The organism is Bacillus sp. S2(2024) (assembly GCF_050474045.1).
Classification (GTDB): Bacteria; Bacillota; Bacilli; order Bacillales; family Bacillaceae_G; genus Bacillus_A; species Bacillus_A yunxiaonensis.
Window position 1 is genome coordinate 2,390,684 of sequence record NZ_JBFLUS010000003.1, and the last position, 13,792, is coordinate 2,404,475.

General features: G+C 36.8%; 13 protein-coding genes. 2 read left to right on the forward strand and 11 right to left on the reverse strand.

The features are described 5' to 3' along the window. Positions 1–110: 110 nt before the first annotated feature. The 7 genes from helD to AB1284_RS12005 all read right to left on the reverse strand — a co-directional run bounded on the left by helD (position 111) and on the right by AB1284_RS12005 (position 8,464). Positions 111–2,453, reverse strand: coding sequence for an RNA polymerase recycling motor HelD (gene helD / locus AB1284_RS11975; protein ID WP_429749139.1), 2,343 nt, complete (start codon positions 2,451–2,453; stop codon positions 111–113). 465 nt (positions 2,454–2,918) lie between these two features. Continuing rightward, positions 2,919–3,800, reverse strand: coding sequence for an aminoglycoside 6-adenylyltransferase (locus AB1284_RS11980; protein WP_429749137.1), 882 nt, complete (start codon positions 3,798–3,800; stop codon positions 2,919–2,921). A gap of 231 nt (positions 3,801–4,031) precedes the next feature. Next, the gene (locus AB1284_RS11985; protein WP_429749135.1) at positions 4,032–4,952 is read right to left on the reverse strand and encodes an MBL fold metallo-hydrolase; all 921 of its coding nucleotides are present in this window, start codon (positions 4,950–4,952) and stop codon (positions 4,032–4,034) included. Positions 4,953–5,318: 366 nt separating this feature from the next. Further along, on the reverse strand, positions 5,319–5,966 hold the full coding sequence (locus tag AB1284_RS11990; protein WP_429749133.1) for an ABC-2 transporter permease: 648 nt from the start codon (positions 5,964–5,966) through the stop codon (positions 5,319–5,321). Then, positions 5,956–6,822, reverse strand: a complete 867-nt coding sequence (locus AB1284_RS11995; protein ID WP_429749131.1) for an ABC transporter ATP-binding protein — start codon at positions 6,820–6,822, stop codon at positions 5,956–5,958. Before AB1284_RS11995 ends, AB1284_RS11990 begins: the two co-directional genes overlap by 11 nt. After that, positions 6,819–7,202, reverse strand: a complete 384-nt coding sequence (locus AB1284_RS12000; protein ID WP_429749129.1) for a GntR family transcriptional regulator — start codon at positions 7,200–7,202, stop codon at positions 6,819–6,821. Before AB1284_RS12000 ends, AB1284_RS11995 begins: the two co-directional genes overlap by 4 nt. Positions 7,203–7,567: 365 nt before the next feature. After that, entirely contained in the window at positions 7,568–8,464 is an 897-nt protein-coding gene (locus AB1284_RS12005; protein ID WP_429749127.1) for a PhzF family phenazine biosynthesis protein, read from the reverse strand. A gap of 263 nt (positions 8,465–8,727) precedes the next feature. Here AB1284_RS12005 and AB1284_RS12010 point away from each other — a divergent pair, with 263 nt between their 5' ends. Both AB1284_RS12010 and AB1284_RS12015 read left to right on the forward strand, forming a co-directional pair. Continuing rightward, positions 8,728–9,135 carry a DUF2809 domain-containing protein gene (locus AB1284_RS12010; RefSeq protein ID WP_429749125.1) on the forward strand — a complete coding sequence of 136 codons (408 nt, stop codon included), beginning with the start codon at positions 8,728–8,730 and terminating at the stop codon, positions 9,133–9,135. 129 nt (positions 9,136–9,264) lie between these two features. Beyond that, entirely contained in the window at positions 9,265–9,723 is a 459-nt protein-coding gene (locus AB1284_RS12015; protein WP_429749123.1) for a GNAT family N-acetyltransferase, read from the forward strand. Positions 9,724–9,780: 57 nt separating this feature from the next. Here the strand turns inward: AB1284_RS12015 and AB1284_RS12020 are convergent, their stop codons facing one another. From AB1284_RS12020 to yeiL, 4 genes are all read right to left on the reverse strand, one after another. Beyond that, positions 9,781–10,020 (reverse strand): DUF3977 family protein, encoded by a 240-nt coding sequence (locus tag AB1284_RS12020; RefSeq protein ID WP_429749121.1) that lies wholly within the window; start codon positions 10,018–10,020, stop codon positions 9,781–9,783. Positions 10,021–10,494: 474 nt separating this feature from the next. Further along, a complete protein-coding gene (locus AB1284_RS12025; RefSeq protein WP_429749119.1) occupies positions 10,495–11,859 on the reverse strand; it encodes an FAD-binding oxidoreductase in 1,365 nt (454 codons plus the stop codon). A 507-nt stretch (positions 11,860–12,366) separates the two neighbouring features. After that, positions 12,367–12,858: a CDP-diacylglycerol--serine O-phosphatidyltransferase gene (gene pssA / locus AB1284_RS12030; RefSeq protein WP_429749117.1), complete on the reverse strand. Its 492-nt coding sequence runs from the start codon at positions 12,856–12,858 to the stop codon at positions 12,367–12,369. 227 nt (positions 12,859–13,085) lie between these two features. Continuing rightward, positions 13,086–13,784: a transcriptional regulator YeiL gene (yeiL, locus tag AB1284_RS12035; RefSeq protein WP_429749115.1), complete on the reverse strand. Its 699-nt coding sequence runs from the start codon at positions 13,782–13,784 to the stop codon at positions 13,086–13,088. Positions 13,785–13,792: the final 8 nt, after the last annotated feature.

The window sequence follows — 13,792 nt, forward strand, 5'->3', positions numbered from 1 at the left end:
CAGTGATATAAATAAGAAATTGGAATTATTCAATTTAATAATGACAAAACTACATTTCTATTTTTGTTTACAGTGTTACATGAAAGTAAGAATCCGCGACCAGTCCCTTGTTAATTCAAGCTTAGAAGTAAACTTTCCGGCGTCACGTTGAGCAAAAAGGGGCTCGGTTCGCCTACACTGTAAATTTGTAAGTGATGCATAGCCCGGGTGCAGGCGGTGTAGAACAATCTGCGCAGGCTCTCATCACCGTATACTTGTGCCGATGCATCATAAATGATGACGGCGTCGAATTCGATGCCTTTGGCCAAATACGCTGGTATGACAACAACGCCTTGTTCATATTCAATCGAGCCGCTCTTCACGAGTTTAATTTTATCAACGTCGCTAAGGGCCTCGTATGCAGCGATGCTTTCCGCAGCGGATTTACATATAATCGCAATCGTATTATACTGCCGCTTCCGCAAGTCTGTGACTTTGGCAGCGATGCAGCGGTGCAGTTCGGCACGATCAGATAATTGCGTCAGCACAGGCTTCTCGCCGTCGCGTTCAAAAGCGGCAATCCGTTCGCCGCCAGGTATGAGTCCGCGTGTAAATTCGGTGATCGGTCTTGTGGATCTGTAGCTGCGGGTCAAGTTGATTGCATCCGTTTCATCCGGTCCATATAAGCCAGTAAGTGTGTAGAAATCGACCATTTCGCTGGCATGGGCGAATATCGCCTGGTTAAAGTCTCCAAGTACAGTCATCTTTGCCGAAGGAAATAAACGTTTCAAAAACTCAAATTGAAACGGAGAATAATCTTGTGCTTCGTCTACAAGCACATGTTTGATTGAGACGTTTGTCTGAAACCCTTGAATCAGTTCTTTTAAAAGTAAAAATGGAGTAGCATCTTCGTAAAACAGTTTTCCTTCACTCAGCATTTTCAGCGTCAACAGGCAAATATCCTCCCACTCTTCAGGTGTTTCCCCGGCAATCCACAGTTTAATCCGTGCTGGATCGGCGAAAAGCTGCTTGTATATTCCCGTAAAATCGACGAAACGAAGCGTTCGGATCCATTTGCGCAGCGGCTTCAACTTCTTGCGAACGATCATACGTCCGAGCACTTTGATTTCTCTCTCATAATCGTCAAGCGAGTCTTCTGTAAAGCCTCGTTTTTTCTGTAAGTAGGTATAAGCCTTTTGATACTCATCTTTGCTAAGCAACTCGATTTCTTCCTGTACCCATGACTTGTTCAACTCGAGTTTTTCAATTGCATCTATTTGCTCGCTTAGCCATTCTATCAGCTTCTCAATCCTGTTGTGAAAGCGAAGCGAGGTATCACTGCTATAAAACCTTTCCGCGATTTGTTTGGCAGAGACGACCGGTTTTCCTCTGAATTTAATTCCTTTGAATAACATGCCCGATAATTCTAGCGACTGCCTGTATGTTTTGATCGTCTCGAAAAAACGGGTCGATGCCTTAAATCGGATGCTCGCAGTCCTAGTCCGGTAGGAGGAATCATCCGATGCAGTCAACACATATTCCAATTGCTCATAAGGACCCTCAACTTGAAATGCGTTGCTCAGCCGATGGTTCAAATATTCCTGGAATGTGGCCTGCTGCATATTCTCTTCCCCGAGTTCAGGTAACACATTGGATACGTAGCTATTAAACATCGAGTTAGGCGAAAATAAAATGATTTGATCGGCTTTCAGTCTATCTCGATACTTATAGAGCAAGTAAGCGATCCGCTGCAGGGCGGCCGATGTCTTGCCGCTGCCAGCAGCACCTTGAACAATGAGCAGTCGCCCGCGATCGTGCCGAATGATCCGGTTTTGCTCCCTTTGGATGGTGGCTACTATGCTGTGCATATGTTTGTCTGTGCCTTCGCCAAGCACCTGCTGTAAAATCTCATCTCCAATGGTGAGACTCGTATCGAACATTGATTTAATAACGCCGCCGCGGATGATATATTGCCACTTTTGATCTAACAATCCATGAACTACTCCTTCTGGTGTAACGTACTCAGCTGGACCGGGCGCGTAATCGTAGTAGACGCTCGATATCGGTGCCCGCCAGTCGTAGATTAGGAAATTCTCTCCTGTTGTATCCGTAAGTGTAGAGACTCCGATATAGATACTTTCCACTTCGGAAGTTCCTTTTTCGATGAAATCAATTCGACCAAAATAAGGTACTCCCTTCATTCGGTTCAGTACGGACAGCCGATTGAAGGCGTGCCTGTGGGTACTTTGGCTTACGGACAGGGCTTGAGCCTGTTGTCTTAAGCCGATGATCGTCTCAAGATAATCGTCAAAAGTATCTATGTTAACCTTGACGTCATCCCAAAAGTGTTTACGGATATTGATTACTTCTTTTCGGCGCTGGCTGGTTTCGTCTTCTATCTTGCTGATTTGCTCCGTGATTGTCTCCATTACGCTGTCCAATCGTTCTTGCTCCTGACGAAGTTCTGTGTTCATATCATGCACTCCTTAAAAAAATTAAAAATGAAGGTTGACTAAATAAGATATTTTTTGTTATAATAATAATTGGGATAGTTTATATTTTTTAAGTTTAAAATTGTGTTTCTATACTAATTTATCACAGTTTCTCAAGTTTATCAATGTATTTAACATCACCACCGCTATGATAGATCATAATTGTTGTAAATTTATAGGAAGCAACAAGCTATTTTAAAAGATACATAACTCACAAAAATGATATCCGACTATACGATCATTTAAAGTAAGGTCAGATGAATTATAATTAATTGAGAAACCCTTCAGAGAACCTATCGAGCATTATACAATATTACGGTGAATTTTCTGCGTGAAGTATAAAAAAACAGCTATTCCATTGAGGAACGGCTGTTTTCGTTATTCCATTAAAGCCCCCCACTAGTTAAATAGTTTTTCGGAAAAATTCATAACTTACATATAGATTACTTAAAGTATTTCCTTTGCATCAGAAGGTAAATTCCTCACATGTTTAACATATTTCGTCATATTTGTATCGTCATCAATTGGATATGTAAACAATAAGTGATCTGCCACATCTTCTGCTAAAGTTCTAAACAATTCACAAGTGACAAATATAGAATTCCAAAAATTCTCATAATCATTATCAGAATACGTTTTTTCATACGTCTTCCAATATGATTCAGGAAGATACTTTTTGAAATACTTACCCATTTTTCCCGTTGAAACATGGAAGTCATGTTTTAGACCAATCCACCAAGAAACCATCTCATCCAATCTAACCCGTATTACATGTTCAAACATTTGCTTTGCATACGGCAATTCATCACGCCAAATTCCTTTTGCAACGTTTTGCAGGCACCACCAAAAATCACTACAGCAACTCATAAACATTGGTTCTGCTGGCTCTTTTACATGATAATCAATATCTGTGGGAGCAGGAATAAGTGGTAAAATGTTGTCCTTATCTAATAATGGAACTGTAAGTTTATCACTGACATATCCCTCAATCATTGTATCTTTCGTTTCAACATGAAGGTCTATCCGATTCCCATCTGTAAATAGCATTAAATACCCATAAGTCTTATCAAAATCCATATTCATACCAACTGATTCATTATTTTTATCAGGCTCTTGTATCATAAGTAAATCTCCAAAAGTATGAATCCATGTCTTATCTTTTATAAAAGATGCTGTTTCCGTCACTACGTAAACAATATCGTAATCCTGAAAAATATCTTTCGGAGCATTAGCATTTGTTCTTGAACCGTTCATATAGACTGCTCGAATTCGTTCATCTTTTTTAGCTACGCCTAATATTAAATCAAACATTTCTTTTTCACTTCTCATTGCTATTCACCTCAAACTCCCGTTTCTATTGAGCAACTTCTCTTTATAGGTATTGTTGAAATATCCTGTACCTTTCGTTTAATAGCACAGGTTCATGTCGTTCTTCTAACTTGTATACTTCATCCCATTCCATAAGTAACCGCAAAAAAACTAGAATGTAATTTAAATTAGATATTTAAATACTTAAAAGAGGTTGTCCAAGTGAAATTATTCAGAAAATCTTTTTTTGATTCAACAATTCAATATTTCTTTTAACATTTTAAAATTTTGTTGATAAATCTCTGGCGAATCCCACTTTTTGTAGTCATGAGGTAATTTAATATTTTCGATGTCATTGTTCTCTCGTGCAATTACAGTTAAATCGACTATATAGTCTATTACTTTTGAAAGATTTGTTTTTGTTCCAATTGAACCATGTCCTGGAACCGCTATGTCAATATCCATCTCCCCAACTTTTTTCAAAATATGAATCCAATTCTCTAGATTCGATTCTTCAAAAAATGTTGGGTGGCAATCAACAAATAATAAGTCACCCATGAATATCACTTTCTCTTCTGGAATATAAAGAATTGAATCACATAACGAATGTCCTCCGCCTAATGTGAAAAGCTTTGCACTACGCTTACTCCCATAAAAAGTTATTTTATCTATAAATGTTTGATGCGGTAATACCAATTCAAGAGTTGGCAATGAAACTTCCAATTCACTTAAAAAGTTTATTTGGTGTTCTAACTTTATATTATTGGTTTGACTTACTTGATGTTGTAAGGAATGAATATAATTTCTTAGACCTTGTATATCATTTTTTTGCTTATTGATTCTCGATGGATGAATATCCTTCATTTTTTCGTATGTAATTTGACTTGAAATAATATTACTTTCTTTAAATGTTTGGTTACCTCGAATATGATCTCCGTGCCAATGACTATTTACAACCCATGTAACTGGTCGATTCGTTATTTTTTCTGCAATATACTTTAAATCTTCCGCAGCTTGTTGTGTGTTACATGTATCAAAAACTATTGTTTTATCCCCCAAATCAATAAAACCTGCATTTGCTACAGCTCCACCACCTTCTCTTGCTATTGCAACGTATATCCCTCCATTAACTTTTTCAAGGCTAAAATGTTTACTAAAATATCCTTCATTCATTTTCCTCTCTCCTCGAATTCTAATTTTACCTATTATTTCGATATTTAAGTAAAGATGCCTTTAAAAAATTCATTATTATCGTAACAAAATTTTGATTAAACTTTTTATATTAACTGTGCCATGATTATTGGAATAATAAATTATACTTAAAAATTCTAGTTTAATATGTTTAATTTATGATCTTATGTTTTTAGGTGGGAAATTTGTAGTTTTGGTAATGAAGTATGTAAGTAGCTTATACAGAGATTTATAAATGGATCTAAAGGAATACCATTTCCACTCTTTGTTAGGATAGCATAAAATAATTGCGAATTTACAACGCTAAGCATATTTCTTCATGCTACCCCCATTATGTTTAAAACCTAGTTATAGATCCTTTTTTGCATATATCTTTAGAGATATAATCATTGAAATAAAACCAATGACTAGCGAAATGAAACAAGGAATCCATGCCTGAATAGTTTGTGAAAATGGAAATGTGATTGTAAAACTAATATGACTTGATTGAAACCATTTTATAAGGGTAGGAAAAACAAAAGGTGTTAAAAAGATAATAAAAAACGAAATAAGTTTTGTTTTGTCATAGCCAAATTTAAATTGAACAGGAATTAGTACCCCAAATATTATACTAAGAATTAAACATGTTATTCCAAGGGCATTGATGTTTAATTTTTCTATGGCCGATGGCACGATAACTGATGTAATAATATGGATGATGACACTACAAATGAAAATAACAAAAATAAAGAGATATTTTGCTTTTACAAATGCATTTCGTGTATATGGGGTCGCACAAAGATAAGCGGCCCCCTTGTACTTATCCTCAGATTTGGATACCGTACCGAACAAAATATACTCCAATAAAAGCACTGTTAAGAGAAAACTGACAAGACCATCGTCGCTTAATTCTAATTGTGAAGAAATGTAAATAGGGGCGATGACAGCAAAAACAAGTAAAACTAACAAATACTTTTTGACTAGCATCAAATCTTTTATTACTAGATTAATTAACATTTTTATCACCCCCGATATAAGTAAGCATAATATCCTCTATCGTTGGTCTTTCCATCAAAACATCAGGTATGAGTCGACGTACTTCTTCTTTTTTATTGGTAATCCCCTTAAATCCATATGGTGATTGATGCAAAGTTAAAAAAAGTTTTTGCGTTTGTTCATTAATAAAGCAATTATCCCCTTTTACCAATGCATGTGTATCCAGCAACTCATCTTTCTCTTCATTAAGTAAAATCCTACCATCATCAATTAAGATGACCATGTCAGCAATTTTATCTAAATCAGAGGTGATATGAGTGGAAAAAAAGACACTTTTCCCTGGCTCTTTCATAAAGTCAAGGAGAATATCCATCAATTCACTTCGCACCAATGGATCTAGACCGCTTGTTGGTTCATCCATAATTAATAGATCTGCATGATGAGAGAGCGCTAAAGCGACCGCATACTTCATTCGCATACCTTTTGATAAAGTGGCAATTTTCTGATCTAACTTTAAATCAAACTGGTTTATGTAATCTGAAAAAACCGCTTCGTCCCAGTCAGTATAGCAAGGAGCAATCACATTTTTCATTTCTTTCAATGTTAATTCTTCATAAAAATACCCTTCATCTAACACGATACCGATTTTATTTTTCGACTTTCTCTCATTATCACCCATATCCTTGCCTAAAAAATTTATTTTTCCGGAATCCTTCAAAATGAGACCTAGGATTGCTTTGATTGTCGTAGTTTTCCCTGAACCGTTAGTACCGATAAAGCCCGTAATGCAGTCTTTATTTAGTGCAAAAGTAACATCTTTTAAAGAAAAACTATTATAAGCTTTATTTAGATTCTTCACCTCTAAAACAGGGTTCATTTTTCATTCTCCTCCTCTAAAATTAAATCCAGCATTAAATGAAGATCATCTGTATTAATCCCTAAACCTCGGGCCATTCGACAGACCTCCGCTAGCTTTACTTCCACCATATGACGCTTGGATTCCATTAACATCTCTAAGTTTTCTGGTGCCACATAGGATCCTTTGCCAACTCTGGTTATAATAAATCCTTCTGCTTCCAGTTCGGCATAGACTCTTTTGGTTGTTAGGACGCTTACATGTAGATCGTTGGCCAATGAGCGGATTGAAGGTAGTTGCGCCCCTTCTTTTAATTCATTATTAAAAATTGAGGTTTTAATCTGATCTTTTATCTGCTGATATAAAGGCTGATCTGATACGTTATTTAAGATAATTTTCATTAGACACCCTCTTTGTTCATAACTGTTATGGTTCAAGATACACAACATACACACTATATACACTTAACATTATAAATTATTAGAATTGGAATAACAAGGTATTATAACAGAGAGAATTGAAGAAGAACTAAATTATTGGATTAGCAAATATTTATGAAATAAATTTAGAGCAATACTTTCATTTGAAAAAAGAACTAATATAAATAAGCCATCAGGCTTAGAAACTGATAATTAACCTGATAAAATATAAAAGTTACTATTACTGCAAATACTTGAAGCATTAAATAAAAATAAGGGCACCTCCTTTTAATCGGAAGTCCCCTTTGTTATTTCATTAAAAACGACAAAATATGATAAATTCATTTTTATAAAACAACTTCAAACTCACCCACATACACTGCACTTCCTGAAATCTCAATCTCTAAAGTATCATTACGTTCTTTACTTACTATTACTCTCACCTGTCCATCTTTCCCTATTTCATGCCCTTGCTCTACTAAAAATTCTCTTCTATCTTTGAATTCATCATCAATGAATGTAATATAGTATGCTCCCATAACTCCAGAAGCTGTACCAGTTACCGGATCTTCAATAGTACCAGCATATGGTGATGAAAAATGACGTGCGTGCATATGAGCATTTGAATCATATGCTTCTAAACAGAAAGGATGAATCGAAGCTCGAGGCATTTCTTTTAAAATAGATGGAAATAACTTGTTGTTTGGTTTCATCTTTTTAAACGACGCAAGCTTTTTCACTGGAACTAATAAAGTCCAATTCCCTGTACTTCCGTATACAATTGGCAACTTATCTTCTAAATCATTCTCATGCAGACCTATGGAAGCCGCTAATTCTTCCCTTGTGCCATGGAATTTTTGAAACTGTGGATTTGCTTGTTTCATCGTTATGTATGGTCTGCTATTTAAATCCATCTCTACTTGTATTGGTAAAACTCCTGCTTTCGTTTCAATTGTGAATTTTCCTGTCTTTTCTATTAAATCTCTAGTTTGTAATGCGTAAACAGCAGCTACAGTTCCGTGACCACAAAGATCCATTTCATATCCTGGCGTAAAGTAACGGATTCTCCAGTCCGCCACATTGGACTTCATTAAAAACGCAGTCTCATTAAATCCAACTTTATAAGCGATATTTTGCATCTCATCATCTGTTAGTTTGTCAGCATGTAAAACAACTCCTGCTGGATTTCCCTTATTTGGTTTATTGCTAAATGCATCGTAATGATAAACTTTTACTGTATTCAATTGATTCATCCCCTGACATAATATTCGTAAAAGCCAATTAATTTATTAACTTATTGCTATAGCTGATACACATTCTTCAATAATCTTTCTATATAATATATAAAAATCCCTCTCGTTACAGGAATGATATAAACTACAATTGAATAGTTACATGGCACTCTATTCATTATCTGCAACACGTAACACCATGTTAATGTATAAGCAAAAAATATAAATCATTAATCTATTAATTTCCGAAAAATACTTTTAGGAGAAATTTACATATGACATATAAACGCAATCGATTACTGTACGCAATGATGACCATCATTGTAATTGTATTAGGACTATGCTCAAGAAAAATTGCTCATGTGCTACCACATATTTTAAATACATACTTAGGCGATGCACTGTGGGCGTTAATGATTTTTGTTGGTTTTGGTTTTCTTTTTAAAAGGGCTAATACAAAAACCATTGCGTTACTGGCTTTATCATTTTGCTATACCATTGAATTCAGCCAACTATACCATGCTAGTTGGATCGATCATATTCGAGAAACAACTTTAGGCGGATTGATATTAGGTTATGGCTTTTTATGGAGCGACTTATTAGCTTATACGATAGGCATTGGAATAGGTGTGATAAGCGAAATGTTATTTGTACTGATTCGAAAGCCTAGCAATCTCACATAAGCTAACTTTTTATTGTTCTACCTTAATTTTCGATTGTATCTTTTTGTCATCAGCAGCCCTTTTCATTAATCAACCATGCAGGAAGTTGCTGATTCATAACGAAATAAACGATAAAAGGAGGCAGTATATATGTACATTTATCATAACGGACTCATTATTCGCGAAGGAACGAAAGGAATACCAGCTTCTGCTGTGAAGAGTTTGTTTCAGGATGCTGGCTGGGTTGGAAATCATCCCCCTACATGGCAAGATGAACGTTTCACTTTAATATTCGAAAACTCTACTTGGGCTTTTACAGTATGGGATCATGAGGAAATGATTGCGATGATACGAGTCATCTCAGACCAAATTATGGCTGCTATGATTATGGACGTAGTCGTAAAAAGTGACTATAGAGGACAAGGTATCGGAAAAAAGCTCATAGAGTTATGCTTACAAAAATTACCTCACGGTGATTGGTTTGCAAATACTTCAGCAAATAACTTTGATTTTTATAAAAAATGTGGATTTGAAGTAAAAGATCTTTCTCAAAATGGCGCTTGTGCATACTATGGATTTTCAGAAGCAAGAAAACAAGGACACAGATAAAATAAGAGGCATCAAAAGGTTACATACCATACACTTTTGATGCCTCTTATTTTCTACTTATCTCCTACTTACAATTCCAAAAATGAATTTGAATTCATTACGGTTCTTTCTTAATTTCTTAAAACCTTCTTTTGTATCTACAATGAAACAACTTTTTCCTATCCAACACCTCATATACGCAGATTCAAAATGAATCGGCTTCACAATACCACGCTGCTCTGTCTCAGTTCCATCCTCATATTCTATTTCTGTCCTAACAAGCCACTTATTCCCGATTCCAAACTCAATATACTTCAATTGTCATTCTCCCTGTTTAAATGTTTATCGGTTTATTTATTAACATAATTATATTATGTTAACTTTCAGCTCTTACATTCTCTCACAGCCGTTCTATAAATAAAATATAGAATCCTTCTTTTATCTCTTATTAACCAACCATACTAGTTCCATTTAGGAAACTCACTACCACCAAAACTATCAATGCATTGTCATAACGTTCATTTGTGACAATGTATAAAGTAAAACTTCCATCAAGGGGGATTTTTCTCATCGCACACCGATGAAAAGCCCGTCCAATCGGGCTTTTACTGGCAGTTATCCCCTACCTATCTTTATTTTGAGACGGGGTCTTACTGCCTGTTAATACGGGATAAAAGTATAGGTAAACATTTCGAATAAATTCAATTGAAATACTTTAGTACAGGTCTATAACCTCATCCTCTCTTTCAACACGAATGTTTTTAAAATTAGGAGGAGCTCTTCTCTAGTACTCTATTTATTAGCTGGCGGAATGCTCTGAGGAAATTTGAAAATATTTTCCGGATCGTATTTGGCCTTCACTTGAGTCAACTGTTTGAAGTTGCTGCCGTAGTAAGCTTCGGGCCATTTCTCAATTGAGAGGTCCGGTGTATTGACGTACACCCCTCGAGTAAATGGAAGCATCGCCTTACGGAAGTCTTCTACCCATCGGATGCCTGCAGCAGCCCCATCAGGTGTATCCCATGTGGAATATATTGACATGTTTGATAGTGCTTTGCGATAGAAATATGCTGTGTTCTTGCTCGGCACCTTGGCTACAGCTCCACCCAGGCCGTGGAACAAGACGGCTACCGAAGAAGTGGGAGGATCGCTAATAAAGCGCCGAATTATGTCGATCGCTTCATCTGGAAGCAAACGTTCGACGAAAGGACCTACACTCTTGAATGGCTCAGGAGATACCGGCTGGGTAACTGCTATTCGTTCCACCGCTTCAAGCCAAGGAATCTCTTCGATGAACACCTCTTGTGGTGAGCCAACTTGAAGAAGTGGTTGCAGCAATTTGCGAAGCCTTTTAACCGAACCGAGAAACACCCCTTGCATGAGTAGAATCGACTGCAAGCCTGAAGCTATCGTGAGAAGAGGAGTGAGTCTTTCGTCAGCGTCAGAAGCTGTATAGTCTTGCCAGGTTCGCAGCACCGGCTCTAGGTATCGTAGATCCCAGCTGATGTTAGCGTAGGCGACCTTATCAATTCGATGTGTGCGAAAGCGAAAGGAAGTGCAGATACCAAAATTTCCGCCACCGCCTCCGCGCGAGGCCCAGAACAGATCGGAGTTGTGATCGGCATTAGCGCGGAGCACTCGGCCGTTGGCGTTGACCATCTCCAGCTCAAGCAAATTGTCACAAGTTAGGCCGAGCGACCGTGCTACGATGCTCTGACCGCCGCCCAAAGTGAGACCTGCAATACCTGTGGTAGCACAGAGTCCCCCCGGTACCATTAGCCCCTCGTCTCCGAGAGTCTCATATAAAGCAAAATCCCGTAATCCAGTCTGCACAGTAACAGTACCGCGCTTGCAATCAATATCTACCCGGTTCATCTCACTAACATCGATCACTATACCGGCGTCAACGACCGACAAACCCTCGTAACTATGACGGCCGGAGCGTACACGGATTGGTACATCTCGATAACGTGCCCAACTTACAGCATTGGACACGTCCTGAGTATTTTGGGCAAAGACGATAACCAGAGGAAACTTATTGAAAAAGGTGTTGAATTCCTGTCGGGCCGCATTATATTCCGAATCACCTGGTATAACGATACGTCCAGTCAGTTCGGGTTCCCTTTCCCATCGATTCGATTTCTTTTCTCCGCTCATCCCTATCACGTCCTTATCATTTAAGAATTTTCTGGTGCTCAAATTTCTTAAAAGAACAAAAAATTGTAATAAGGTTGTCAAGCTAATGTCAAATCATTCATGCAGGATATGCTTAACCTTTATGTCGTATAGTACACCTTTAATCAATGTATTATAATCTGGAAGAAAGTATGTAGCTAAAACAGAGTAGTTTTATGGAGAGTAAAATCGAGTTCACTCTGCTTTGGAACCGATGTATCTGGAAGATTACATTCTCAAGGTACTTAGAGGAAGAGGAATTGAGTAAATAACTATAGATACGAATTGAAAAGTATGCTTTTTTTCATTGGACACACTCTTTTCTTATTTTGCATACCGAAAAGAACATACGTTTCTATTTATACACTTTAAAAAACAAAAAAGCGATTCATCCCCCACCTCCGCTTTGCGCTTGAGCTGGGGGATAAATCGCCAGATATGATAAACGATATTCCATAAAGTCTTGATGGTAATGGGGCAAAACCAAAATTAAAGTTTTTTAAACCTAATTGGACTTACCATTAAAAGAGCGAGGATTAAGGTAATCCATGCATTACTATATGAAAAAAATCCCATACCAGCCAATGGTAATCCAGCAGCTGGAATAGGTAATCCCTTAAAATATCCAATGGTTGGTTTCACACTAAATTTAGCTAATCTTAAGGCACCCATCGTTGGGAAAAGGATAAATGCCAAAGAAGTTAAAATAGATGGTGCTGCTATCGAGTGAAATAGAAGTGCAGGAGCAACTCCGAAACTAACAATATCCGCTAAGGAATCCAATTCTACGCCAAACTCACTATTCACTTTTAATTTTCTTGCTATCCTTCCATCAAGAAGATCTAATACAGCCGAAAAGAAAATAAAAATGGAGGCTATTTCCCAAAAGCCACTCATATTCAAGGTAATTGAAAAAACACCGCACAATAAATTTCCGAGCGTAAATAAATTAGGTACAGCTTTTACTATCCGATTGAACAAGGTTGTCCCCCCTAAGTTGATCAAACTTCCCATTTATATAGCATTTTCTATATATTCTTCCATTATTCTTAAAATTACATGACCACTGTACGCTAAGCATATTTTGACAAGAAAAAAGCCAATCTCCCGTACGTTAAGGAAGATCGAGCTTATTTCATTTTTTATCGTATTTTCACCATTAGTAAAATCACCTTACTCTACTCACTGCTTTCCTTACAAACATATATTTAATGTTGTTTATAAACATCCGCCGCCAATTCTTGCAGTAAAGACTCGTCTATTACTTCAAAATAACTCCCTTTCTTTTCTAACGCACCTTTATCACAAAGAATATTTAATGTCCGTAGTAAATGTCGATAACTTGTTCCTAACAACTCTGATATTTCCGTTAAATTCCCTTGAAATATCATTGTTTTTTCTTCATCCCTAACCCTTTCACCTGTCGCAAGAATGTAACTCGCTAATCGACTCTCCAGTGGATAAAGTAAATTAATGGAGCTATTTTGAGCAAGTCTAGCAAGTTTATGGGCTAAAGAATCACAAATAAAACTTAAAAAAGTTGCATCATGAAGCAAGCGCGTTCTAATTTTCCCCAGTGGAATTCCAATGCAATATGAGTCCTCTATTACTTGAACATTTGAAAAGGTTTTTTGAGAACGAACCAATTCTACATCTCCCATTACTTCAAACCCATTATAAAAAGTTAATAATAAAGATTTACCGTTACTTAAAGTCGTATATACCTTTGCTTTTCCTTCTACAAAGAAGTAAAGGTAATGAAGCGGTTCATTTTCTCTACATATGTATTCATTCTTTTTAAATAACAACAGTTCCATCACAGATTTTATATCATGACTAAAAAAATCTTCAATATTATTCTTTTGAATATACTCTTCTAACTTCTTCGGATCATATATTTTTTTCATAAATTCCC